Source organism: Candidatus Neomarinimicrobiota bacterium (assembly GCA_021157965.1).
GTDB lineage: Bacteria > Fidelibacterota > Fidelibacteria > Fidelibacterales > Fidelibacteraceae > Fidelibacter.
Genome location: JAGGVO010000041.1, coordinates 190,643 through 215,432 on the forward strand (window position 1 = coordinate 190,643; position 24,790 = coordinate 215,432).

Consider the following 24,790-nt stretch of genomic DNA (forward strand, 5'->3'; position numbering starts at 1 on the left):
CGCACAGGAGGACACCCCCGGGCCTGCTTTGTCTTTATTAACCTGTTTTTTTCTTTAGGGTATTCTTGGATTTAAATATATATCCCACTGATTATAGCAATATTTATAAATAAGTATTATAATATTAACTTGCTTTTGTTTTTTGGGCGTTGTATACTTTATTGTGAAAGTGCTCATAAAAGCCGTAACAATCTGCCTTGGAGTAGTCGTGGCCGGTCTGTCACAGACTGTGAGGATTCAGGAAATGATGATTGATCCTGTTTTTTCGGAAAACAGCGGGGAATATGTGGAAATTTTGAATACCGGAGATCAGCCTGTGAATCTGAGCGGATGGCGATTTGGAGATGAGGGGGATATGGATGAACTGGTCATACTGGATGATTCTCTCTTGGAAGCCGGTGCTTACGGATTAATTCTGGACCCTGATTATTCCGGGGAATATGATGAGGCGATACCCGATTCAACGATTCTGTTTCATATTAAAGACAGTCGTTTTGGAAGTTACGGCCTGAGCAACAACACTGAAAAGGTATACCGGCTTCAAAATGCCGAAGGGATAATTGTAGATTCCTGTTTGTCTTTTACGGGATTGCCGGAAGGTTATTCCATGGAACGGGATGATGAGGGGATATGGCAGGTCAGTAAACAGGAAGGCGGAACACCGGGATACCGGAACAGCGTTTGCAGGCCTGCTGGTCCCTTCTTATCCGTTTCATTTGTTGAGGTTTTATGTGACGGATATGTTGTGACGGCCCATATATCCATCCGGAACCGTGGTAATTCATCGTCCGATTGCTGGGAGTTCTCCCTGAAAGATTCAATCACGGGGCAAAATATCTGGTTTTCCCGGGGTAACGGGATAGCGCCTGGGGATTCCACAGAAGAGTTATGCTTGTGGGAATCTCCCCTTTATGGAATTTCACACATTCTATGGTATTGTCGCTATGGGCTCATTGAAAATACGGGATCTTTGGAAATACAGGTTCCTATACCGGCAGATTCCCTTTATATCACCGAATTTTGCCCACAACCTGCAGATGGAATTTCCTGTGAATATATCGAGTTTTACAATGGCTCAAAACGGCCGGTGAATATCAACGGAACAAGCATTAGCGATCTTACGGGAACGGCTTGTTTGACGAATACAGATTACGTACTTCCCAAACTCGGGCTGAGGGTGGCTGCGGAAAGTCCTGATCTCCGGCAGGATATGCAGTCACCCCCTTTTTTTGTCTGGGTTCCTCCGGAGTGGCGTTCCCTGAACAATGGGGGTGATGCGATTGTATGGAAGGATGCTGAAGGGCGTGTGCTTGACAGCTTAATGTATACTTCTTCCTGGAACCTGCAAAGTGGTTTCGGCCTGGAGCGGCGTTTCCTTTTTCGTTCATCCTGCCGGGCCGATAACTGGGTTCCCGGATTTTCACCTGGTCTGATGACTGTGGATTCGTTGCCGGACCGGGCCTGGAAAGGGGAGCTGTTTTTCATAAAACGCCGGGCAGATAGCCTGACATTTGCCGTGAAAGTTACCCATGAGGGGCACCTGCCCGGTACTCCTCCTCCCGTTTTTCTGATTGCCACAGATCTGGCAGGCCTTGAAGAAATACTTCATTGTTTTGAGATGACGACTATTTGTGAATCCGGTGATATCATAGAAGATTCGGTCACTGTCCGATATCTTTCTCAGGGGACCGGGTTCTGGACCCTGAATGGTAAAAATTTAACTGCTGATACAGTATCTGTGTATATCCCCTATTCACGTTCTCCAGTAACTTTCAGTGAAGTAATGAATTGTCCCCCTACCAATGAACCGGTAGAGTGGATTGAACTATATTCTCATGAGAGACCTTTCATTCTCGATAAATGGCAAATACATGTGAATGAAAGGGCCATGGAACTGGAAGGGATGATTACAGAATCTTATGCCGTCATTACCCATGAAAAATGGCAACAGGACTTACTACATTCCCTGCCTGCTGAAAATTTTCCGATACTGTCAAACAACGGATTTATTCTTCGGCTTTTTGATCCCGATTCTAATCTCATGGATTCGGTGAATCTGGAACACCATTCGGAGTTTGTTACAGGAGTCAGTCTTGAAAATCCTCAAATCGGGCACCCTTATCTAAACGGAAAAGCCTGGCACCGGAGCCGGGCTCTGCAGGGGCATACGGCTGGTATGGCAAACAGTATTGCTTTGCTTCCACAGGAGGATTCTCCTTTTCTCTCTGCAGATCCCCGGGTGTTGAAACAGGGCGTATGTGAACCCATGTTGATTACGGTTAAGGGAGAGAAAGGACTTTCCTATGCAGAAATTCATATTTTCACCTTAACGGGTAACCCCGTGTCTTCCTACGAAATAAATGCCTTTTCTTCTCCACTGGCTCAGGTATTTTGGGATGGGACGCTTAAAAACGGGTCTCCTGCTCCGTTTGGACTCTATATCATAGCGGCAAAAGTCCGTTATACTGACGGGACGAAAAAAGAGGGTTTTGAATCGGTCCTTGTCAATTGTCCCTGATTCAGATCATAGACAAGACGGTCCGGACCAGTTTTGAGATGCCCGTTTCCGCTTCGGAGATGGAACGAGCCAGCATGTATGCCGGTGTGGTGACAATGTGATTCCGGGTATCGATAACAATATCACCGGCTGTGCAGTTTTTGTGTTCAGCGCCCATGGATTCCACGGCTTTTGCCATGTCCGGGTCATTGCCCAGCGTCACCAGAGGTTTGTGTCCGGCTCTGACGCCGGCCTTTGCAGCTAAAAGGGGGGCCAGGCACATGAAACCCATAACTTTTTTCTCTTCCAGAGCATCTATAATCAGGCGCTCCACTTTCGGTAACAGGGTACATTGAGGACCTTTTTCGGAGAAATTGCTGAGATTTTTGACAATACCTGAACCCCCGGGAAAAATAAGGGCATCCAGCATATACAAATCGGCCCGGCTGATATCCTGAATTTTCCCCCTGGCGATTCGTGCCGACTCTTCCAGGATATCCCTTTCTTCACCCCTGACCACTTTGTTTCTGACATGATCTACCACATGTTTTTGAGGTCCTGAAGGGGCAAAAATTTGTACAGAAGCTCCGGCTTTGTCCAAAGCCAGTAGCGTTAAGACCGATTCATGGATTTCTGATCCGTCAAATATTCCGCAACCGGATAAAATAACACCAACTGTTGCCATCGTATCACCTCCTCATCTAAACTCAACTTTTGGGACCTTCCAGGGTAATATAATCATTGTATCATTCTCTTTCCAGATCAGTTCCCTTTCCACATCTGATACGGCTTTTTGGAGCGCCGGATGTTTTTCCAGGGTTTTCACGAATATTTTATTTCCCAGGGACAGTCTTTGCATGCCGTATCCTTTTCGGGGATAGGGATCCGTGTTGGTATATTGCGGGTTTACATGAGCAAGAGCTGCAGCATAGCGAATGGCTTCCGTCAGTGTTCCCAGTGTATCAACCAATCCCAGTGATAAAGCGTCCTGTCCCGTCCAGATTCTTCCCCGTCCTATACTGTCCACCTGAGCATAGCTCATATTCCGTCCCTTTGAAACATGGTTTACGAAACGATCGTATCCGCTTTTCAGAGTTTTATACTGCCAGGCCCGTTCGGCTTCGGTCATTGAAAAAAGAGGATTCCCAAAGTGGCTGTTGGGATAAAGCTGAAGTGAATCGGGATGGACATGGAGCTTTTCCCGGAGGAATTTTTCAAACGTAAAAGAACCGCCGTAAATCCCAATGGAACCGGTTAGAGTATTTGCTTCGGCAAAAATTTTATCGGCAGGAACCGAAATATAATACCCGCCCGACGCGGCCAGGGTCCCCATGGAAACAATAAAAGGCTTGGCTTTCTCTTTGTCTGGAGGATTGATTATCCGTGAAATTTCCCGGTGGATTTTGTCACTGGCCAGGATGCTGCCTCCGGGGGAATCGACCCTGAAGACAATGGCTTTTACCTTTGGATCTTTCCGGGCGGCTTTTAAGCGGTCACAGATGGTTTGATCCCCCATGGTGAATTCTCCTGAAAAAGGAGAATACCGGCTCCGGCCGTCCATGATGGTTCCACTGGCATAAATGACGGCTATCGGTGAGAATGCCCGGTTCGGTTTCCAGCTATAGGGCCATCCACGGGTTGGACTGTAAGTCCATAGACTCCGGTATTCGATCTGTTTTACACCTTCATAACCGGCAATGGCTTCTTTGATTTCATCGGGATAAATCAGTTTATGAATAAGCTCCATGTCCTTTGCTTCCTGAATCAGATAGGGGCCGCTCCGAATTAAAGAATCCACAGTTTTTAAACTCAGGCCGCTCCCTTGTGCAATACCTGTGATGATTTCATCCATAATGTCGTCAAGATAATCTTTCAAAGCCTCTTTGCCGGATTCAGACATTTCGGTTTTAAGAAACGGTTCCGGCCCGGATTTGTATTTTCCGATACGCTGAATTTCTACGGCAATGCCCAGAGAATCCAGTATTTCACGCAAATAAAGGTTGCTTGATGACAATCCTTTAATCCGATATTCCCCCATGGGATATGCCATCCGTTTTTCCGCCGGTGCAGACAGGTACCATGTGGCCAGACTGCCGTTGGTGCTGTATACATAGATACGTTTTCCCGAGTCCCGCAATTCAGTCAGGGTATGCTGAAGCTCCATAAGCTCTGAAAGCCCCATGGTGAATGACCGGATGTCCAGGTAAAAACATTCAACAGACGTATCTTCTTTAAACGCCCGAAGAGCAGCCAGAAGATCATTCATATCCGTCGTGTTGCTCATTCCCGGGACTGTTTCACGGATATACGAACCTGATAAGCGTAAATACACCACTGGCCGGGCACTGCTAATTTTTCGCATATACCGTGTATGAAAACCGGCAGATACCGTAGTCAGATCTTTATCTTTCCATAAAGCCAGAGATTGATGTGTGAAAGTAATTCCCAGGGAAACCTGGGTCGTTTTTAGGAGATCATCGTAAGAAAGCCCCACATGCAAGCCGTCCCGGACCTCCATATCGGCGGTATATACAGCGTGATGATCCCGAAGCCGGAAATGTTCATCCATGCTTGTCAGGTAGGTATACCCAAAGGTCAATCGGTTGTTAAAAGGCCGTAACGCCAGGCCGGCAGTGAGGTCATCCGGTCCCGACAGGTTGTGGAGAACGGCCCCCAGAGAGAGGTAGGGGAAGGGGCGAAACAACAGGCCGGCTGAAAGACGTTCATCCGCCGTGGAATAACCAGCACCAAGCCATACATGCCTGAGCAGGGGAACCCCGAGTCCGTAATTCCAGGTTAGTGAGCTGTCGTATTGTCCGGCGATGGAGACTCCCCCCAGGGAAAAAACAGCACCTCCGTAAAGATCATTCCCCGGAGGTTGTTGAAAAAACAGATGCAGCTCTGATCCTTTGGAAAGACCAGAAACAGCCGGATTGGAGCCGCGGTACTGAAGAAAGGATTCTCCCATGGCGGGATTATTTAATCGCGGAAATTGAGCCCACAAAAAAACAGGGATCATTGATATCAATAGTATGAACCGTTTCATATTCTCTCCGTATTTTTAATTTGATCAGTATATGAAATCTAAATGATAATCGGGGAATGTTGAAAGATTATAATGTAATTTACTTCTCGTTTTTTGGTTTATGTGAATGAAAGGGGAAAATTTTTGGAAAGGGAAAGAGGCATTCTTATTTTTGAAACCGAATTCCTGAGATGCGGGATGATGTTTGGGAAAAAGAAAAAGGATAAATAATGAAGCGAATCAACATTTTGGGATTTGTATTGACAGTTTTTTTATTGAGTGGTTGTGCTGTATTTCGCTACCAGGTACCGGATGAAGCTATTCGAACAACGCCTGTTCCACCGTTGAGCGCGGAGCGGAAGGCGGAGATTTTGGCTTTATATCATTCTTTGGACCAGCCTGTGCCGGTATCGCCTGAGGTATTTGTCAAAGCAGTTCATGGTTATGATCACATTCCCCGGGATAAAGAATTGCTGACGATTATTGATTTCTCCCGGCCGTCAACGGAAAAGCGTGCTACAGTGATTGACATGGAAGCAGGTGAGATCTTGTTCAACACCTGGGTTTCGCACGGTGTGAACACCGGTGAAAATATGGCTGAACACTTTTCAAATGCGGAAGGAAGCCGGAAAAGTTCTCTGGGATTTTACCTGACAGGGGAAACATACCACGGAAAAAATGGGCGATCTTTACGACTGGACGGACTGGAAAAAGGGTTCAATGACAGTGCCCGGGCCCGGTATATTGTGATCCACGGAGCCGATTATGTGAGTCCTGAGTTTATTGAGAAAGAAGGACGACTCGGCAGAAGCTGGGGATGCCCGGCATTTCCTCCGGATGTAGTAAAACCGATCATTCGGAAAATTAAACGGGGGAGTGTGGTCTTCATTTATGGAGAGGACCCCAATTATTTGAAAAACTCCCTGTATTTTTCGAAGGAATAATAAAAAAGGGGAATCATTTAAATGATTCCCCTTTGGATTTATATTAAGAGTATGAGTTTCAGAACGTTCTGGAAAGCCTGAAATAGCTTATCCAGGGTGCCTTGCTCGTGCTCATATCCTTGGCAATGTCAAATCGGACACCAAATTCCTGAGTAGAGCCGGTTTCAATACCCAGCCCGATGGTACTGACCCACTGGTTTCTGTTAAAATCCGTCAGTTGGTCTTTGAGAGATCCGCCGGGAATGATGTCATCCGTCATGCCAACATCGATAAAACCCATAATCCATAAATCATTGTCCCATCCCACGCCCAGTTCCTGGTTCATCAGGAACATGCGCTGCCCCTGCAAGGATTTGTAAGAGATTCCCCGGAGTGTCCCCATGCCTCCAAGGGCATATTCATAGTGATTGGGATGAGTTTGAACACCTTCATTTTCGTCCCTCAGTGTAGCTACGGCAATCCGGTTCCGGTACTGAATAGCCCTTCCGAGGGTTCCGATGTATTGACTCGAAAGATAAATTTTATCGAAATCCCAGGATCCGCCCATGGAAGATGCATAGGTTTCATAGAGGATATCCAGCTGCAATGCTCCGGGGAGAGACATCCCGTCATTTCCAAGGGCGAGTGTTGCCGAAAAACGGTATCCGGTGTTTCTTCCGGGATCCACACGGGTTATGGCAGGATCGACAGAGATTGTATTATGATGATACACTGTCATAGTGTCTTCATTCTGATATACATATTCACCTTTGATCCTAAGTTGGTTGAAAAACCTCAGAACACTGCCAAAGCGATATCCTTCTGCCAGATACCGGGTGTGATAATCCTGCTTTGCGATCAGATAGGACAGACCGTTGTCCAGTTCCGGAAGTGTTCGCCAATCCTGTGACCGGGCTTCGTGGTAAGCCAAACCGTACAGGTAGAGAGGGTTTTTCTCAAAAAATTTAATTCTCAACTGAACGGCACCTTCTGCTTCTTTACTGCTGAAACCATAACCGAGTTTATAAAGCAGCGTTGTCCGTTTCAAATTCCCCATGGAACGGATGATGTCTCCGTACATCAGATAGAATCCATGTTGAGTGTTGACTGTCGCAAAGGGTTCATATGCAGGAAGAGGATCGACGGGCATGAAAATGGAATATGCCCTTTTTTTCTGTTTCAGTTCAATATTTTCAAGGATGTTTCCCTGGGGTTTCCAGATAAAATCCCGGACAGACCGGTCTTTGAGATTGGACGAGACGATTTCACCATTTCCGGAATAATTTTTGGGATAATGGACTTCACCACCCAAACTCCGGACTGCTCCCTGGATGACAGCAAGGCTGTCCACATAAATATCACCGGCATAGACGGTGAGAATCCCCTGTACCACGCCGGAAATTTTGGCATTGCCGACAAAGACTTTGACATGGGTATTCGGTTGAATGGTGTCGCCGGAAGCCAGTTCATAGTCTTTATATACCTGTTCTGTAAACATATTCTCTTCATTGATTACCGTGCCGGCCGTCAGAGCAGAGATCAGAACAGTCAGAACACATAATGTTTTTATTGAATGCATTGGATTCCTCATCTCGTTTCTTGATTGAGTTTGTTAATTGTGATGCTTCCATTTTCCACAAAGATTTCCACGGGATATGTCCCTTTTCCCGATTTTCCCGATGCCGTTTTCCGGGTGCGATCAGAACGGGTTGTTTCCAATTCAAATTCTGATTTGATCTTATTATCGTATCCCCGGGTTGTGAGATTGAACAGGGCATCGGCAGATTCCGGCAGTTCCAGGGATATGGATCCATTTTTAGAGATAGCGTAAATGTGGTGGTCATCAAATTTTGATGAATACAATTTTACAATTCGAATAGATCCGTTATCTGTTTCGGCATCAACCGCTCCCAGGACCCGGAAGATATCAATATCACCACCAAGGGTTTTCAGATCAGTACTTCCGTTCAAGTTTTTGGCTTCGATATTACCGCCGTAAGTTTTCCCTTTTGAGGGTCCGGAAATATCCCGGAGGCTGATTTCACCGCCTTTGGTTTCCAGGTAGATTTCCGATTCGCAATCTTCCACTTCAATATCGCCCCCCATGGTGGTAAGACGGGTTTTAAGTCCCGTCATGCCGGAGAGTTCAATATCACCTCCCATGGTCGTGATATCCAGGTTTCCGTTCATATCACGCATGAGGATGTCGCCTCCCGCGGTCTCAACGGAAATATCACCGGTCAGAACTCTCATTTCAATATCGCCGCCGGCTGATTTGATATCGATTTTCCCTTCCAGTTCATAAACATAGGTGTCACCGCCGTATGTTTTTGCAAAAATCCGGCCCCGGGTATTTTCCACACGCACATCTCCCCCGGCCGAAACCAATTCCACGGCACCCTGAATATCTGAAATGTATATATCTCCACCCAGGGTGTTTACGGCAATACTGGTCATCGTGGGGACATCCACGATATATTCAACCTGAATTTTGCGCATCCCATATGACCATTTTTTCTTGTTTTCCTTATTGACAATGTAGCCGTTTTTATCTTTTTCAAGTTTCAGATGATACTCTTTCCACAAGGCCTCGGCATCTTTTCGCGAATCGGTATCGATTAGCATTTTTTCAATGTAACGGATGGATTCTTCATGATATCCTCGTATCAGAACATCCCCGTTTAGATGATTCATTGTCAGCTGGGATGGAAGGTCCGACACCTCGGCTTTTTCGCTCCAGGTGAACACATATTTGTCTCCGCTGCGAACAACTGCCGGATTCTGGGCCAACAGAACGGTTGCCGTGAAAAGCAACAGGATGAATTGATGTAATTTTTTCATGATATTATTTCTCCAGGGATTGCCCGGGTTCCTGATAATAGCGTTTTACAATGTCCTGAATAGTTTCGTTCTTTTCCTCTTCCGAAGCATTGAGTACAGCCGTTCGTGTTTCGGGATTTTTATCCTGCATCAGAATTTGGATCGCTTCGATGCGAAGGGCCGGACTCGGATCGTTGGAAATGACATTTAAGTATGTATTTCGTAAATCATCGTTGATGGGATACTGCGCCAGGGCCCTTAATGCCCTCTGGCGGACGCCCTGGTTTTCATCGTTGAGAACAGACGAAATCAGTGCCTGCTGAACAGCGTCACTGGATGTGACCCCCTCCATCAGTTTCACGGAACGCAATCGGGTCCCGGGATTCTGATCACTCACCAGTGCATATGCCAAAACTTTTTGTATTTCAGGATCATTGATGTTTCCGGTCAATGTCAGATGGTCCTTCCTGGCCGCGCTGATGACAAGTTCTCCGGTGATATGATCAACTTGTTCAATGCGGATGTCTGCAAGGGACTGATTCTTCAACAATTCGTCATAATTGGCTAAAGCCAGAGGTGTATCGACAGATCCGGTGCCGCCGGGACCCCCGATGAAATTTCCAAGGACAATCCCCAAAACCAGAGTTGCGGCAGCCACGGCTACATATCGAAATGTCCCGGACGGAATATGGAAACGGTTGTGTTGGGTTGATTCTCTGAACATATCACAATGGATACCGTTCATGATGTTGGCATGTAATATTGGGATGCGATCTTCATCAACAGGGAATTCCGGAAGAGCTTTTACTGCTTTTGACAAGATCTGCTGGTTCTCCCAGATTTCCGCACACCGGATGCACCGGCTTAAATGGGATTCAATTTCTTTCTTTATTTTTTCAGGGATTTCTTCGTAATCATAATTCAGAAGAATATCTTCACATTGCCTGCACTTCATGGCTAATCCTCTAATAATTGATTTTTAAAAGGTTTCAACAGATTTCTCAGTTTCTCCTGGGTACGGAACAAATATTTTTTTACCGTTCCCTCTCCCACTCCCAGTATTGTGGAAATTTCTTTGATTTTTAAGTGTTGAGAATATCGCATAATGAATACGGTCCGCTGCTTTTCCGGAAGTTTACTTAAAGCTCCCTCAAGAACTGCTTGAAAATCTTTTTGCTCACTGAAATTTGTGGAATCTTCCTCTGAAACATCAATATACCGGTCTTCATCCTCGTCGTTGGTCAGAAATTCATGATATTTTCGCTGACGGGTGTGATTGAATGCCGTATTCATTGTGATGCGATAAATCCAGGAATAGAAACTCGCTTCAAAGCGAAAAGTCCGGATATTACGATAGACGGACAGAAAAACGTCCTGGGTGACGTCTTCTGCATCCTGCTGATTGCGGCAGATTTGTGCTGCGGCAATCAGGACCCGCTTTTCGTATGTCCGAACAAGTTGCTCAAATGCTGCCATGTCTCCATCCTGGGCTTTGCGTATGATCTCTGTTTCGTTCATTTTACTCTCTGATCTGTTGACAGCTTGATTGCTTAAAACGTTGTCACCTTTCGTTCGTCGTGTGAATATGGGGTTATATTGATTCTTTTTCAAGCATTCCATCTCTTTTTAAACAGATTATCACTGATCTTACACGACGTAAACATGTCAATATGTCGCAATATTTGTATTTGTGACAAACATGTTGCCAATTTGGCAGAATTTGTTTTTTGGCACAACCTGTGCACCCATATAAAGTGAAAAAGAAAAAGGGAAAAAAACAAAAATAAAAGGAGGTAGCCATGACACTGATGAAACGATATCCGATGTTAAGAGAACGCCGTAACCTGGTGGATGATTTCTTTGAAACATTTCTGGACAGTTTCAACACAATGTCCAATGTGAACTGGAGTCCCAGCGTGGATCTTGAAGAGACGAAGAATGATTATATAATCCATGTTGAACTTCCGGGAATGAACAAAAAGGACATTGACATCTCGGTGGAGAATGATGTTTTAACCATTTCAGGTGAAAAGAAAGAACGGGTGCAAACCAAAGATTCCAATTGCCTGATTTCCGAAATTATGTCAGGTCATTTCTCCCGGAGTTTCAGGCTCCCGGCTCAGGTCGATTACGATAAGATCGAAGCCAAATGGGATAACGGTGTTCTTGTGGTGAAGATTCCCAAGAGTGAAATCGCAAAACCCAAAAGAATTCAGATCAGCTGACGGATATCCACTGAGTGGTTAACATAAAAAAAAAGGGCGTGTACACGCCCTTTTTACTTTATATCCAGATTTTCTGCGACCACTGACGTTTCCAGCATACGTTCCAATAAGTATTTCAGTTCATCGCTATAACTTTGAAATTCATGATATTCCGTCTGGGATGCCAACATTCTGACCAGATTCTCCAGTTCGTCCAAATTACAGCTGACGGCAAAGTATTCGGGGTTCCAGATTATATGGTCTGATTTTTCCTGCCGGTTGAGCTCCCTTGCAGTATCCCTGAAAAAGACTTTGAAAAAAAGTGACAAGGATACGTGGGGGCTCATGAAAAACAAAAGATGAACGTGATCACTCTGAACAGAGGTGTAAACATGCTGATGGCCGTGAGTTTCCAGGTGATCCTTTATAATCCTTTTCAGATTCCTTTCCCTGGCCAGAATGTCCTTCCCGCACAAAAACGGCAAAATCACATGTATGAGAATTTGTGTGTTGCCCGGTGTCATGGCGTAATGTATTAATAATAAATAAGCAAATCAAGCTTATAGTAAAATAAGTATATTTTAAGACAAAAAAAGAAGGCGGAAAGTTCTCCGCCTTTGAAAGGGTACGCGAGGTTTATATGGTATTACATTTTTACATAAGACCAGGTGTTGGATCGAAGGGTTGCTTCATCGAAGATAAAACGGAGCATATATTTTGAATCTCCGTTATTCTTAATCCAGACAGCGACGAATTCGTCATTATACCGTTCAATGGTATCGGGTTCTCCAAAATCCTGGACAAATCCGTAGTAGTCCTGAGTATGGATGCAACCGTTCACGTATTGTGAAATTTCATCCTTTTGCCAGCATGGATCAAAGACCTGTGATGTGGAAGCGGCACACCCGATCAGAACAATTCCTGCTATCAATACTGCTAATGTTTTCATCTCATGGCCCTTTTTAGTTATTGTTTTTTTCACCATCTGTCCAAGTAGACGTGCTGTTTGACAAAAAGTTGTCCTGCCTTTTTTAAAAAAGAGGTTTACGAAAAAAGTATTTCTTGTATTAATTCGTAAACTTCATGATATTGTTAAAAACGCAACCCCCTTCCTAAGGATATGACACCAAAACAACGAAAACTCATGGAAACCGCACTGAAACTCTTTCAGAAAAAGGGTTTTAAAGGCGTTACAGTGGAAGAAATCTGCCGTACATCTGATGTGAGCAAAATGACTTTTTACAAACATTTCCTGAACAAAGAGGATTTGGTTCTACAGATAATAAAAAAACTGTATAATGATGCAATAGAAGAGGGTAAGTCTGTTCTCAATAGTTCTAAACCTCACCGCGATCGGATTGCCGATCTGCTGGAGTGGAAGATAAAGTTGCTGGATCAGTTTACGCCTCCCATGCTTTTGGATATGAAAGATTTTGACCCATCTCTTGAGATTTTTATAAAGCAAAAATCCTCCGAATCTCTTTCACTTCTTAAAGATTTTATCCGGGATGGCCAGGAAGAGGGTGTGTTCAGAAAAAATTTAAATATCGGCTTTCTCATTCATATTTTTCAAATTTTGTCCAATTGTTTTTTCTCAGAAAATCTGGAGCAGTATTTTACATCTTATGAAGATTATATTCGGGAGTACCTGGATTTTCTCTTTTATGGTTTGGCAGACCGGGAGCATAAAACATGAAATTTGCCAACAAACTCATATTGATTTTTCTTGTGTGCGCATTACCGCTGGCTGCAGATGTCAGCTTTCGGTCGGAAACAGTTGGAATGAGTTCGCTTTGGAGCCGGAAGGATAATCTGGAAATAAACGGCGGGGTTCTCTGGATTCCTGAACTGCAGTTTTCATGGCCTGCCCGTGTCAATGTGGATTTTTTTCTCAGCAGCCGTTTTTCCGGAACCTGGGATAGTTATGAAAAACATCAGTCCGACGGGGACCTCTACCGGACCTGGCTCCGGGTAGCCGGCAACACCTGGGATCTCCGGGGCGGACTCCAAAAAATTTCTTTTGGCCCCGCCAGACTCTTCAGGCCCCTCATGTGGTTTGACGAATTGAATCCGGCAGATCTTTTAGGGTTAACGGATGGAGTATGGGGGCTCCGGGGACGGTATTTTTTTCCTGCCAATACGAATGTGTGGGGTTGGGTTCTTTATGGGAACAGCGGACTGAAAGGTATGGAATGGTATCCGACGCTGGGAAATACCGTGGAATACGGAGGCCGGTTTCAGTTTCCCATGACACCGGGAGAATGGGGTTTTTCGGTTCATAGCCGTATTCCGGATGGAAGCCCGGACATTGTAGATTCCACAAGGCAGGAGATGAATGATAATACACGGGAATGGCGCGTGGGTTTTGACGGTTATTGGGATGTTGTAACCGGCGTGTGGTTTGAATCCGTTATAACACATTCCCCTGCTGATCCGTCACTTCCATGGGTTTATTCAAATGTGATCGGTGTCGATTATACCTTCCCTCTCGGCAGCGGACTTTATATCCTGGGTGAATACGGATTTACACACACCTTTGATGATGATTTTAATGCCATACATACAACGAATATGTGGGGACTTATGCTGGATTATCCCTTCTCCTTCTTTAGCACCATCTCTGCCCTGGGTGTATGGCTCCCCGATGAAGACTTGGTTTCCGGTGTGATATCCTGGCAGTATACCTCAGGGAATTTCACTTACTATGTCCAATATTTACAGACGTTTACCCGGAATAGCAGTGTATCTTCAGCCGGTTTGAATATCCCCTATGACACACAAATAAAAGGAATGCTCAGTTGGACTATTTCCAAATAACCTCTCAACGTCTCAACATCTGAACGTCTCAACATCTGAACGTCTCAACGTCTGAACGTCTCAACGTCTCAACGTCTAAACGTCTGAACGTCTGAACGTCTCAACGTCTAAACGTCTCAACGTCTGAACGTCTCAACGTCTCAACGTCTAAACGTCTGAACGTCTCAACCTAAAAAGGGAGAATAGATATGAAAGAATCCGAACTCATAACCATTGAACATCTAGCAAAGGTATATCCCACGGGCACAGGGGGTTTTAAAGCCCTGAAGGATATCAACCTCACCTTCAGTTCAGGTGAGTTTTCGGGTGTTGTGGGCCCCAGCGGCTCAGGTAAAACCACCTTGTTGAATATTATCGGAACGTTGGATAACCCAACTGAAGGGAAGGCAGTCGTCCTGGGTCGATCCGTGGATACCTTGTCGTCCAAAGATGCGGCCCGCCTGAGGAATAAACACATTGGTTTTATTTTTCAGACATATAATCTGCTGCCGGTTTACACCGTGTATGAAAATGTGGAGTTTCCTCTTCTGCTGTTGAACTATTCTTCCGATGAACGGGAAAAAATGGTGATGGATGCGTTAAACTGGGTAAACCTTACAGATAAAAAAGATTCCAGACCATCCCAATTATCCGGGGGTGAGAGTCAGCGTGTTGCCATCGCCAGGGCTATTGTGAAAAAGCCGGAACTGATTTTGGCTGATGAACCGACGGCAAATCTGGATGCAAAAAATTCCTATATGATTCTTGAAATTATGGTGAATATGAATAAGGAGCTTGGGACAACTTTCATTTTTTCAACACACGATGAAAAAGTGATGAAGCATCTGAAACGGACCATAACCCTTGAGGACGGACGGGTCGCAGGGGATGAACGGGCAAAGGCCTGACAGGAGGATATCATGCTTCTTTTGAAACTGGCATATCGAAATATCCGGGGTGCAGGACTCAGATCCTTTCTCAATATTCTGGTTATGAGTATTATCTTTGTACTGATTGTCTGGTTGCAGGGAATGTATGAAGGGGTTACGGTCCAGGCGACTACGGATATGATACGTGAAGATGTGGCTGGCGGGCATTATCGCCACCCTGATTTTGATCCCCATGAACTGGTGGATCTGATGGAAGCCCATCAATCCTACCTGTCCCACCAGGATGCGGTTGATCGTCATGATCTTGAACCGGTCCTTATGATTAATGCATCGGTCTACCCAAACGGCAGAATGCAATCTGCCCTGTTGAAAGGGATTCGTCCGGATCAGGCTTTGCTGGATTTCCCTGCCTGTGAACTCGAAGTCCAGGCAGATGGCGTGATCCCCGCCTTGATTGGCAAACGGATGGCTGATATGATGCAGGTTGGTTCAGGGGATGAATTTATTGTACAATGGCGGGATAAACTGGGGACTTTTGATGCTACAACAGTCCGTATTGTCCATATCATGACCACGATTGTTCCTACAATTGATGCAGGACAGATCTGGGTTCCTCTGAAAATCCTTCAAAACATGACAGGTATGACCGATGAAGCAACATACATGATTGCACGTCCTGGTTTTAAACTTGAGAATCCACAGAATTGGGTTTTTTATTCTCGTGATGAACTCATTCACACGATTGTGAATTTGATGGAAGCGAAATCTTCCGGAAGTATGTTTCTGTATCTTATTCTTCTTCTTATGGCGATGCTTTCCATTTTTGACACGCAGGTTTTGGCCATTTTCAACCGCCGGAAAGAAATCGGAACACTGGTTGCTTTGGGCATGACACAAAAAGAGGTATCCCGCCTGTTTACTCTGGAGGGGACAATGTTCGGTCTTTTGGGTGCAGCTCTTGCCGTGATTCTGGGCGTCCCAATCTGCCTGTACACGTGGCGGAACGGCCTGAATTTCGGCCCGGTCATGGATAGCTTTAGTCTGGCGGTTTCCCCCATTATTTATCCGATTTATACGCCTAAAATGATTGTCACAACTTTTATCCTTGTCCTGTTCCTGGTCGTGGTGATTAGCTGGATTCCGGCCCGGAAGATTGCCAAACTCCGGCCGACAGATGCCATTGCAGGACGCCGGATATACAAGGTGCGAGGTGAAAAATGATACGATTTCTCATAAAAGGACTCCTGAGAGACCGCTCACGCAGTTTGTTTCCGTTGATTACGGTGACAATCGGTGTTGCGCTGGTTACTCTGGGAGACAGCTGGGTTAACGGGGCACTGGTGGACATTGTAGATAACAATGCACGCCTTGAGACCGGTCATGTGAAAGTAGTAACCCGTGCCTACAAAGAGCAGATGAGTTCAGCTCCAAACGATTTGGCCTTGTTAGATACAAAGGCCCTCATTGACGATCTGGAGAAGGAGTTCACCGACATGGAATGGACTCCAAGAATACGTTTCGGCGGATTACTGGATGTTGCCGGTGAAAATGACGTTACTGTCCGGCAGGTCCGGGGAGCGGGACTGGCCGTGGATTTGTCCGAAGGCTCCAAAGAAATTGAACGCCTTGACCTGAACAAAATTCTGGTTCAGGGACATTTACCCCAGGCTCCCGATGAAATCCTTCTTTCTCCCGGATTAATGGAAAATCTGCAGGTGGATGTGGGTGATGAAGTCACACTCATCAGTTCATCCATGTACGGCAGTATTGTGATCCATAATTTCACCGTCTCGGGAAAGATTCGCTTTGGTATTGTGGCACTGGACAGGAACATGATGATTGCACCTTTGGAGGGAATTCGCTATGCCCTGAATATGGAAGATGCTGCCGGCGAAGTTTTGGGGTATTTCAAGGACCCTGACCAGTATGATAAAAATCTGACAGCATCAATCAAGGAACGATTCAACCGGATGTATTACAATCCAGAAGATGAGTTTTCACCCTATATGCTCACCCTGAGGGACCAGAACTTTCTGAATGACATTCTCCTTCTCTATGAAAACGTCATGGGAATTTTCATTTTTATCTTTGTGCTGTTTATGTTCATCGTCCTCTGGAACGCAGGACTGATGAATGGAATCCGCCGCTATGGTGAAATGGGTCTCCGCCTGGCCATTGGGGAATCGGCGAACCATATTTATATTACATCCATTGCTGAATCGGTTTTGATCGGTTTATGCGGAAGCTTCATAGGTATCCTTATCGGACTGGGGTTTGCCTGGTATTTGCAGAAATACGGCGTGGATATCACCAGTATGATGGACAGCAACTCACTCTATATGTCCAATGTTATCCGTGCGAGAATTTCCGATTCCACTTTTTATATCGGATTCATCCCCGGTGTTTTGGCTACAGCCTTAGGTGCAATTGTCAGCGGCAGGGGGATTTATAAACGGAAAACAGCCCAACTTTTCAAGGAGCTTGAAGTATGAAAAAACATCACATATTCATTGCTACCGGTATTATTTTTCTGACAGCTTTGCAGGCGGCGCCTTTGCCTGACGGAATGGATATTCTGAAACGGGTGGATGAGAATATCACGGCTGAAAACCGGATCATGATATCCCGAATGATTGTCCGGAGCCGGCGAAGCAAACGGGAGATTACTGCAAAGACCTGGATCCGTGGCATGGATCAGGCTTTTACGGAATATCTTTCCCCGGCCCGTGAACAGGGGACAAAAATGTTTAAAGAGAAAGACCGAATGTGGATTTATTCTCCTTCCACCGATAGGATTATCCAGATTGCAGGTCACATGCTGAGACAATCGGTTATGGGGTCGGATCTCTCCTATGAAGATATGATGGAAGATCCCGTTCTAAGCAACCAGTATACAGCCATAACCCTGTCTGTCGATACCCTGAGGGAACGTCCCTGCTGGATTCTGGAACTGACGGCGAAAACGGAAGATATTGCCTATTATAAACGAAAACTATGGGTAGACCAGGAACGAATGATCGCCCTGCGGGAAGAACGTTTTGCCAAAGGAGGAACTCTTTTAAAGGAAACGGATGTATTCAGTGTTTTTCAGATTGAGGGTCGTTGGTATCCTAAAGAAATCCTGTACAAGGATGTGTTGAATCAGAACAGCGAAGGGACACGATTTATTATTGAGTCCCTGGAACTGAATGCAGATATTCCCGACTGGCGCTTTACCAAAGCGGCTCTCAGACGTTCATAAAAAAGATGGATTTACTTCAATCGTGACTTGACTTTATACCATAATTTGATGAAATTTACCGATGCAACAAAATAACGCTCATCGAAAACTATGGAGTAAAGACGATTAAAAGATACTTCATTCCTGAGAGTAATCAAAAAGTTGAAAATATAGAGCACCTTTTTACAGGTGCTTTTTTTTTAAGAACAATTTATCAGTCCGGAGGATTTTAATGCACGAGACGATGGAAAGGCTTATCAAGCTTCAGTCGGTGGACTATCAATTAAAGAGTATAAAGGAAAAGATGGGGAATTTACCTGAGACGGTGATTGCATTGGAATCTCGCATCAAGGAAGAGGAGAAAAAAAAGGTTCAGGAATCGAACCGTATGAGCCAGAATCAGGCAGGTGTGACCCAAAACCAGGGAAAGATCAAGGAATACCGGGCTAAACTGGAAAAATATCAGGAACAGCTTTATCTTGTAACGACAAACAGGGAATATGATGCTTTAACGGCTGAAATTGATTATGCCAAAAAGGAAATCGCCGAAGCAGAGTCAAAGATTGATGAAGCAAGGAAAGAAAATAAAGAGCTTGAAGAGAGCATAGATGGTGCTGATGAAACCATCGCATCCTTGAAATCCGATTTGGAAAAAGCCAGAAAGAATCTGGAAAAGACCATACAGGAAACCAAGGATAAAAAGGAACACTTGGAACAAGAGCGTCAGGGAATAACAGAGAAGATACCCCGTAATATTCTGAATGTATATGAAAGAGTTCGGAAAGCCCGGCGCGGTGTTGCTGTTGTCCCCATTATCAGGGATGCCTGTGGTGGGTGCAACAATAAGGTAATTCCCCAGAAGCGAGTGGATATTTACAAGCGGAATAAAATCGTGACTTGTGATATCTGTGGGCGCTTCATATATTCAGATGAAGGCAATTTGACAGTAGATAAATAGAAGGTATATAGATCTGGAGTTGAGAAGACGGTCGCGTTCCGGCTCAATGCCTGAATGAGGAAAGTCCGAACTCCGCAGGGCAGGCCGCCTCGTAACGCGAGGAATCAGCAATGATTGGAAAGTGCCACAGAAAACAAACTATCCGTCCGTTTCCGGGAGGGGACTCCCGGGAATAGTCGGATACAGGTGAAAAGGCGAGGTAAAAGCTCACCGGGTCTGCCGAGAGGCAGGCCGCTTGGTAAACCCCGGTCGGAGCAATGCAAAACTGAGAGACCGCCCCGGCGGTGAATCCGGCCCGGATTCCATTCTCAAGGTAGCAGCAGGATTTCGGAAGCGATTCCGGAACCAGATAAATGACCGTCACCCGTCATGTCTTCGGATATGCCGGGAGAACAGAATTCGGCTTACTATCAACTCCGGATCTTATTTACAAAATGCAATGGATTTTCAAAGAGTACGATCCTGATCAGTTGCTGATCTTCAGCCGCTCCCTTGGCCTGGATCCTCTTTATGGTAAACTTTTACTTACCCGGAATATCGTCACCCAAAAACAACTGGATGAATATTTTAATCCCACTCCGGACAAACTCCACGACCCGTTTCTCATGAAGGATTTAGAAAAGGCCATCCTCCGTATTCAACAGGCCCTGACCGGTGGTGAAAAAATTCTGGTTTATGGCGATTATGATGTAGACGGCATTACATCGGCCTCAGTCCTCTACCTCTTTTTTAAAAAAATGGGCGGTGATATCTGTTATTATATTCCGGATCGGGAGAAGGAGGGGTATGGTTTGTCACGGGAAGGACTTGACCATGCAGCCAGTCAGGGGGTTTCCTTAATTATCACCTGTGATTGTGGTATTAATGCGGTGGATAAAGTCCGGTATGCAAATCAAAAAGGGCTGGATGTGATTATCACAGACCATCACGAGCCGTCGCTTGAACTTCCCCCTGCCCTGGCTATTGTCAATCCCAAACAGAATGATGACACTTATCCGGAAAAAAACCTGTGTGGGGCCGGTGTTACCTTTAAACTGATCCAGGGGTATTGCCGATATGAAAATCTGGATGAAGAATCAGCCTATGATTATTTGGATCTGGTTGCATTGGGAACGGCAGCCGATATTGTGAACATGACAGGTGAAAACCGCATTTTGATGAGTGAAGGGCTCCGAAAAATCAATAGCGGGAAAAACCGGATCGGTTTGAAAGCGCTGATGGATGTAAGTCGCATCCGGCCTGAAGAAATGGATGTATCAAAAATTGTTTTTGGCATTGCTCCGAGGCTGAATGCGGTAGGACGGCTGGGTGAAGCCTCCAGGGCGGTGAAATTGCTCACAACCCGGGATCCTGATGAAGCAAAAACCTATTCGGAAATCCTGGATGATGAAAATACTCAGCGTCGGGTCATTGAAAAAGATGTCATGGAAGAGGCAATCCGGATTATTGAAAAACGCTATTCCCGAAAACTCCCCAAAATTCTGATCCTGCATAATTCCACATGGCACCCGGGCGTCATTGGTATTGTGGCGTCTAAAATTAAAGAACGCTATCACCGGCCTGTGATCATGATTGCTTTCCAGGATAATTTGGGTAAAGGCAGTGGACGCAGCATTACGGGATTTGATTTATACGGAGCTTTGCATGTCCATGAGAAATGGCTTCAAAGCTATGGAGGACATGTGATGGCGGCCGGATTAACCATTTCAAAGGAAAATCTGGGCCGGTTTATACGAGATCTTCATAAATTTGCGGAAGATACCATCTCGCCTGATATTCTTGAGCCCCGGATTTATATTGACGCCGAGGTGGAAATGGAACAAATTAACATGGAACTTCTTACATTCCTCGATCGTCTGAGACCCTTTGGTCCCGGTAATATGAGGCCAAAGTTTTGCCTTAGGAATGTGCAACCCCAGCGGGCTAGTATCGTGGGAGGAAATCATCTTAAATTCAGGGCCCGGAAGAATCATGTTTCCCTGGATTGTATTGCATGGAATTTTGGGGAAGATCTGCCATTGGTCAGTGAATCCCATAAAGCTGTGGACCTTGTCTTTGTTCCTTCTATTAACGACTGGAATGGAACCCGTTCAATTCAACTGATTGTGAAAGCCATAAAATCACACGAACAAGCATAAGGAGAGAAAAGGTGGGTGTTAAAATTGCAGGTTATGGGTATTACGTTCCCGAAAAGGTAGTGACCAACCATGACATGGAAAAATTAATGGATACCTCCGATGAGTGGATCACTGAACGGACAGGTATAAAAAAAAGGCATTTTGTTACCGTTGGCGAGGAAGGGACATCGGATCTGGCTGTGAAAGCTGCGGAGAATGCCCTTAAGAAAGCCGGTATGACCCCTGCAGATCTGGACATGATTGTGGCGGCAACTCTGTCTCCTGATTATGAAATTCCCGGTATCGGCGTGCTGGTTCAGAAGAAACTGGATGGTTGCCGGATCATTCCGGCCTATGATATCCGTCAGCAGTGCAGTGGCTTTGTGTATGGTCTTGAGCTGGCATCCACCTTTATCAAATCAGGTAAGTATAAAACAATTCTATTGGTAGGCGCTGAGACACAGAGCGTCGGATTGAATTTGACGACATCAGGGCGTGATCTTGCCGTTCTCTTCGGCGATGGGGCCGGAGCTTTTGTGCTGACAGCGTCTGAGGAAGAATCCGATGTGGTGGATTCGGTATTGCACAGTGAGGGAGAGTACTATCAGGCACTCTGGAAAGAGTATCCCAGCATTTATGTTCAGGATAGAATAAGCCAGGAGGATATTGCCCAAAGACGCCACTACCCGTCAATGAACGGTCGTTTTGTGTTTAAACATGCCACTACCCGTATGCCTGAAGTGGTGATGGAATTATTGAATAAAAACGGTGTTTGCAAAGATGATATTGCCCAGATCATTCCCCATCAGGCAAATTTGCGTATTACCCGGATGGTTGCCAAACGGCTGGAACTGACGCTTGATAAAGTCTATTCTAATATTGAAATGTATGGAAATACAACTGCTGCATCTATTCCGATCGCATTCTGTGAAGCTCTGAATGAAAAGCGATTCAAACGCGGGGACTATGTAATTACCGTTTCCTTTGGTTCAGGTTTTACCTGGGGGGCTAATCTGATTAAATTCTGATCGGGACATCGATTGGAGAACAATGATGACAGCAAATAAATTAAAGAAAAAACCGGCCAACTGGGAACTCATCCTGAAAATCGGGTTGATGTTTCTGGTTGTTGTGATAGCAACCGTTCTGATTCCCCGGGAACGCTCCCATATTTACAAGTATCAGATAGGTGAAATCACCCGGTCTACCATTATTGCCCCATATGATTTTGATATCCTGAAACCTGAAGACGTCATTGAAGCTGAAAAACAGGAAGCCCTGAAGCGGGTTCCCTTTGTCTTTAACCACGATCCGGATGCGGAAATCAGAAGTACACAGGATATTGATCAGTTTTTCCGGATGACTTCCGCCCTCAAACAACGGTACCTGTCCCTAAAAAAATCACGGGAAGACCGGAATCTGTACCGGTATAATGTGGAGCGCTTCGAAGAACAAAATAAACGGGTTCGATCGGACAGTACGGCTTTTTATCAGTTGATCAGCCAATTCAAACAAGATTACAATATCGATATGGAAAGCGATTTTTACCGTGGATTGTATGATCCTGACAAAAATCCGCTTCCCGATCTGGATCACCTGAAAACACAGTTCCTTCAGGAAATAACCCAATATATAAGTAATGGAATCGTTGATATTCTCCTGGATGACATTCTTTCCAGTCAAATTGCCATATCCCGGGCAGGTGAAGAAATTTACCGGTCCACTGATGAAATATATGACAGAGACAAGGCTATTAATACTCTTTCCCAAAGCCTGAAAATAAACGGTAACCAACTGAGCTTTGAAAAGAAACAGATGCTGTTTCAACTCTCCAGGATTTTTATCCGGCCGAATCTCATTTATGATAAGGAGCGGACAGTCCGCCGCCAGCAGGAGGCCATCAGCAGAATTCCCATTGTTGATGGGAAGGTGTTGAAAAATGAAAAAATTGTGGATGCCAATACACGGGTAACACCCCAAATATACCGAAAACTCTATTCCCTGAATGTTGCCGAATCCAGAAGAAATCAAAATGCCTTTGGACGTGCCTATTTCATGGGTTTCTTTGGTGATCTGCTGATTATGGGACTGCTTTACACGATTTTTGTCCTTTTTATTTATCATTTTCGGAAGGAAATTTATTCAGAGCGAAAAAATATCTTTCTTATTGTGATCAATCAGCTTATTGTGATTGGTCTGGGTTTTCTCATATCGTCTCTGAATCATGCCGCCTTTATGGCCGTTCCCGTAACCCTTTTGGCTATGATTGTTGCAATTTTTTATGACGAGAGAGCTGCGATTTTTTCAACAATCCCCATTATCCTTATGCTTTCCTATATCTTTGGAAATCCCTTTCATTTCACCGTAGTCCACATGCTCCCTGCACTAATTTCTACTATTTCTATTAAAAAATTGAGAAGCAGGGATCAGATTTTCCAACCCTTAGTCTGGATATTCCTTTCTTACATTGTAGGAATTATTGCCCTTGAGCTGGTCAGCTTCAGCTCTTTTGCCGAACTGACACGGGGTATACTTTTTGCCTTTATCAATACGGTAGGATCGGTACTGGCTGCATACGGACTGGTGAGTGTTTTTGAACGTATGCTGAATATTACCACAGATATGACCCTTCTGGAATTGACGGATTTGAACAAGCCCTTGTTGAAAGAGCTGGCTATGAAAGCTCCGGGGACCTTCAATCATTCTGTGATGGTAGGAACAATTGTGGATACGGCTGCCGAGGCGATTGGCGCCAATAACCTGCTGGCACGGGTGGGGGCTTATTATCATGACATTGGAAAAATTGCCAAATCCAACTATTTTGCCGAAAACCAGCGGGATGAAAATCGCCTGGAAAAACTCAAACCCCACATGGCGGCAAAAGTGGTGATTAATCACGTCCGAACCGGCATAGAACTGGCAGAACAGTATAATCTGCCTAATATTGTTATGGATTTTATTCCCATGCATCATGGAACCCAGATCGTGAAGTTCTTTTATGACAGGGCGATAGATCAGGCAGAAGATCCGGCGGATGTGAAAGACAGTGATTTTAGATATCCGGGACCTAAACCCAATACCAAGGAAACGGCTCTTGTGATGATAGCCGAAGCCTGCGAAGCGGCTATAAAAGCTCTGAATAAACCAACGGATGCCGATATCGAAAACCGGGTTAACATGATAATCAAATCCCGGATGGATGAAGGGCAGCTATCTGATTGTCCCCTCACATTTCATGATATTACCATTATCCGTGAATCTCTGATCCGGCAGTTTATCAGCATGTACCATCACCGCCCCGAATACCCGGGCCAGCAAAAAAGTGAAACGGTAAGATAAT

General features: G+C 45.1%; 21 protein-coding genes and 1 other RNA gene. 14 read left to right on the forward strand and 8 right to left on the reverse strand.

From position 1 onward, the window contains the following. Positions 1-208 precede the first annotated feature (208 nt). The gene (locus J7K63_06050; GenBank protein MCD6234580.1) at positions 209-2,518 is read left to right on the forward strand and encodes a lamin tail domain-containing protein; all 2,310 of its coding nucleotides are present in this window, start codon (positions 209-211) and stop codon (positions 2,516-2,518) included. Position 2,519: 1 nt separating this feature from the next. On the opposite strand, the gene elbB is transcribed toward J7K63_06050, so the two are convergent. Continuing rightward, the gene (gene elbB / locus J7K63_06055) at positions 2,520-3,182 is read right to left on the reverse strand and encodes an isoprenoid biosynthesis glyoxalase ElbB (GenBank protein ID MCD6234581.1); all 663 of its coding nucleotides are present in this window, start codon (positions 3,180-3,182) and stop codon (positions 2,520-2,522) included. 12 nt (positions 3,183-3,194) lie between these two features. Further along, complete coding sequence (sppA, locus tag J7K63_06060) at positions 3,195-5,543, reverse strand: signal peptide peptidase SppA (protein MCD6234582.1); 2,349 nt, start codon at positions 5,541-5,543, stop codon at positions 3,195-3,197. A gap of 209 nt (positions 5,544-5,752) precedes the next feature. Between sppA and J7K63_06065 the strand changes: the two genes are divergently transcribed. Then, on the forward strand, positions 5,753-6,466 hold the full coding sequence (locus J7K63_06065) for a murein L,D-transpeptidase catalytic domain family protein (GenBank protein ID MCD6234583.1): 714 nt from the start codon (positions 5,753-5,755) through the stop codon (positions 6,464-6,466). Between the two features lie 58 nt (positions 6,467-6,524). Here J7K63_06065 and J7K63_06070 read toward each other — a convergent pair whose 3' ends face one another. The 4 genes from J7K63_06070 to J7K63_06085 are packed head-to-tail and all read right to left on the reverse strand — an operon-like array spanning position 6,525 to position 10,783. Then, entirely contained in the window at positions 6,525-8,024 is a 1,500-nt protein-coding gene (locus J7K63_06070; protein MCD6234584.1) for a hypothetical protein, read from the reverse strand. An 8-nt stretch (positions 8,025-8,032) separates the two neighbouring features. After that, positions 8,033-9,286 carry a DUF4097 family beta strand repeat protein gene (locus J7K63_06075; protein ID MCD6234585.1) on the reverse strand — a complete coding sequence of 418 codons (1,254 nt, stop codon included), beginning with the start codon at positions 9,284-9,286 and terminating at the stop codon, positions 8,033-8,035. 4 nt (positions 9,287-9,290) lie between these two features. Continuing rightward, entirely contained in the window at positions 9,291-10,220 is a 930-nt protein-coding gene (locus J7K63_06080) for a HEAT repeat domain-containing protein (GenBank protein ID MCD6234586.1), read from the reverse strand. Positions 10,221-10,222: 2 nt separating this feature from the next. Then, on the reverse strand, positions 10,223-10,783 hold the full coding sequence (locus J7K63_06085) for an RNA polymerase sigma factor (protein MCD6234587.1): 561 nt from the start codon (positions 10,781-10,783) through the stop codon (positions 10,223-10,225). Positions 10,784-11,064: 281 nt separating this feature from the next. Between J7K63_06085 and J7K63_06090 the strand changes: the two genes are divergently transcribed. Further along, on the forward strand, positions 11,065-11,490 hold the full coding sequence (locus J7K63_06090; protein MCD6234588.1) for an Hsp20/alpha crystallin family protein: 426 nt from the start codon (positions 11,065-11,067) through the stop codon (positions 11,488-11,490). A gap of 53 nt (positions 11,491-11,543) precedes the next feature. Here J7K63_06090 and J7K63_06095 read toward each other — a convergent pair whose 3' ends face one another. Together J7K63_06095 and J7K63_06100 are read right to left on the reverse strand one after the other, a co-directional pair. Next, on the reverse strand, positions 11,544-11,993 hold the full coding sequence (locus J7K63_06095) for a transposase (GenBank protein ID MCD6234589.1): 450 nt from the start codon (positions 11,991-11,993) through the stop codon (positions 11,544-11,546). Positions 11,994-12,115: 122 nt separating this feature from the next. After that, entirely contained in the window at positions 12,116-12,418 is a 303-nt protein-coding gene (locus tag J7K63_06100) for a hypothetical protein (GenBank protein ID MCD6234590.1), read from the reverse strand. A 171-nt stretch (positions 12,419-12,589) separates the two neighbouring features. Here J7K63_06100 and J7K63_06105 point away from each other — a divergent pair, with 171 nt between their 5' ends. From J7K63_06105 to J7K63_06155, 11 genes are all read left to right on the forward strand, one after another. Beyond that, entirely contained in the window at positions 12,590-13,165 is a 576-nt protein-coding gene (locus tag J7K63_06105; protein MCD6234591.1) for a TetR/AcrR family transcriptional regulator, read from the forward strand. Then, complete coding sequence (locus J7K63_06110) at positions 13,162-14,286, forward strand: hypothetical protein (GenBank protein MCD6234592.1); 1,125 nt, start codon at positions 13,162-13,164, stop codon at positions 14,284-14,286. The genes J7K63_06105 and J7K63_06110 overlap by 4 nt, the downstream gene beginning before the upstream one ends. 188 nt (positions 14,287-14,474) lie before the next feature. Beyond that, positions 14,475-15,173 carry an ABC transporter ATP-binding protein gene (locus J7K63_06115; GenBank protein ID MCD6234593.1) on the forward strand — a complete coding sequence of 233 codons (699 nt, stop codon included), beginning with the start codon at positions 14,475-14,477 and terminating at the stop codon, positions 15,171-15,173. Between the two features lie 12 nt (positions 15,174-15,185). Next, a complete protein-coding gene (locus J7K63_06120) occupies positions 15,186-16,376 on the forward strand; it encodes an ABC transporter permease (protein MCD6234594.1) in 1,191 nt (396 codons plus the stop codon). After that, a complete protein-coding gene (locus J7K63_06125; protein ID MCD6234595.1) occupies positions 16,373-17,647 on the forward strand; it encodes an ABC transporter permease in 1,275 nt (424 codons plus the stop codon). The genes J7K63_06120 and J7K63_06125 overlap by 4 nt, the downstream gene beginning before the upstream one ends. Next, positions 17,644-18,396 carry an outer membrane lipoprotein-sorting protein gene (locus tag J7K63_06130; GenBank protein MCD6234596.1) on the forward strand — a complete coding sequence of 251 codons (753 nt, stop codon included), beginning with the start codon at positions 17,644-17,646 and terminating at the stop codon, positions 18,394-18,396. The genes J7K63_06125 and J7K63_06130 overlap by 4 nt, the downstream gene beginning before the upstream one ends. Before the next feature lie 211 nt (positions 18,397-18,607). Next, positions 18,608-19,333 (forward strand): hypothetical protein, encoded by a 726-nt coding sequence (locus tag J7K63_06135; protein ID MCD6234597.1) that lies wholly within the window; start codon positions 18,608-18,610, stop codon positions 19,331-19,333. A 15-nt stretch (positions 19,334-19,348) separates the two neighbouring features. Then, positions 19,349-19,755, forward strand: an RNA gene (gene rnpB / locus J7K63_06140) — RNase P RNA component class A. 12 nt (positions 19,756-19,767) lie between these two features. Next, entirely contained in the window at positions 19,768-21,471 is a 1,704-nt protein-coding gene (gene recJ / locus J7K63_06145) for a single-stranded-DNA-specific exonuclease RecJ (protein MCD6234598.1), read from the forward strand. Positions 21,472-21,482: 11 nt separating this feature from the next. Continuing rightward, entirely contained in the window at positions 21,483-22,478 is a 996-nt protein-coding gene (locus J7K63_06150) for a ketoacyl-ACP synthase III (protein MCD6234599.1), read from the forward strand. A gap of 25 nt (positions 22,479-22,503) precedes the next feature. After that, on the forward strand, positions 22,504-24,789 hold the full coding sequence (locus J7K63_06155; protein MCD6234600.1) for an HDIG domain-containing protein: 2,286 nt from the start codon (positions 22,504-22,506) through the stop codon (positions 24,787-24,789). Position 24,790: the final 1 nt, after the last annotated feature.

What these genes read in the sequence shown, in the direction of transcription:
- elbB (MCD6234581.1), bottom strand. Translation starts at nt 3,182, where the DNA reads ATGGCAACAGTTGGTGTTATTTTATCCGGTTGCGGAATATTTGACGGA.
- sppA (MCD6234582.1), bottom strand. Translation starts at nt 5,543, where the DNA reads ATGAAACGGTTCATACTATTGATATCAATGATCCCTGTTTTTTTGTGG.
- J7K63_06065 (MCD6234583.1), top strand. Translation starts at nt 5,753, where the DNA reads ATGAAGCGAATCAACATTTTGGGATTTGTATTGACAGTTTTTTTATTG.
- J7K63_06070 (MCD6234584.1), bottom strand. Translation starts at nt 8,024, where the DNA reads ATGCATTCAATAAAAACATTATGTGTTCTGACTGTTCTGATCTCTGCT.
- J7K63_06075 (MCD6234585.1), bottom strand. Translation starts at nt 9,286, where the DNA reads ATGAAAAAATTACATCAATTCATCCTGTTGCTTTTCACGGCAACCGTT.
- J7K63_06080 (MCD6234586.1), bottom strand. Translation starts at nt 10,220, where the DNA reads ATGAAGTGCAGGCAATGTGAAGATATTCTTCTGAATTATGATTACGAA.
- J7K63_06085 (MCD6234587.1), bottom strand. Translation starts at nt 10,783, where the DNA reads ATGAACGAAACAGAGATCATACGCAAAGCCCAGGATGGAGACATGGCA.
- J7K63_06090 (MCD6234588.1), top strand. Translation starts at nt 11,065, where the DNA reads ATGACACTGATGAAACGATATCCGATGTTAAGAGAACGCCGTAACCTG.
- J7K63_06095 (MCD6234589.1), bottom strand. Translation starts at nt 11,993, where the DNA reads ATGACACCGGGCAACACACAAATTCTCATACATGTGATTTTGCCGTTT.
- J7K63_06100 (MCD6234590.1), bottom strand. Translation starts at nt 12,418, where the DNA reads ATGAAAACATTAGCAGTATTGATAGCAGGAATTGTTCTGATCGGGTGT.
- J7K63_06105 (MCD6234591.1), top strand. Translation starts at nt 12,590, where the DNA reads ATGACACCAAAACAACGAAAACTCATGGAAACCGCACTGAAACTCTTT.
- J7K63_06110 (MCD6234592.1), top strand. Translation starts at nt 13,162, where the DNA reads ATGAAATTTGCCAACAAACTCATATTGATTTTTCTTGTGTGCGCATTA.
- J7K63_06115 (MCD6234593.1), top strand. Translation starts at nt 14,475, where the DNA reads ATGAAAGAATCCGAACTCATAACCATTGAACATCTAGCAAAGGTATAT.
- J7K63_06120 (MCD6234594.1), top strand. Translation starts at nt 15,186, where the DNA reads ATGCTTCTTTTGAAACTGGCATATCGAAATATCCGGGGTGCAGGACTC.
- J7K63_06125 (MCD6234595.1), top strand. Translation starts at nt 16,373, where the DNA reads ATGATACGATTTCTCATAAAAGGACTCCTGAGAGACCGCTCACGCAGT.
- J7K63_06130 (MCD6234596.1), top strand. Translation starts at nt 17,644, where the DNA reads ATGAAAAAACATCACATATTCATTGCTACCGGTATTATTTTTCTGACA.
- J7K63_06135 (MCD6234597.1), top strand. Translation starts at nt 18,608, where the DNA reads ATGCACGAGACGATGGAAAGGCTTATCAAGCTTCAGTCGGTGGACTAT.
- recJ (MCD6234598.1), top strand. Translation starts at nt 19,768, where the DNA reads ATGCAATGGATTTTCAAAGAGTACGATCCTGATCAGTTGCTGATCTTC.
- J7K63_06155 (MCD6234600.1), top strand. Translation starts at nt 22,504, where the DNA reads ATGACAGCAAATAAATTAAAGAAAAAACCGGCCAACTGGGAACTCATC.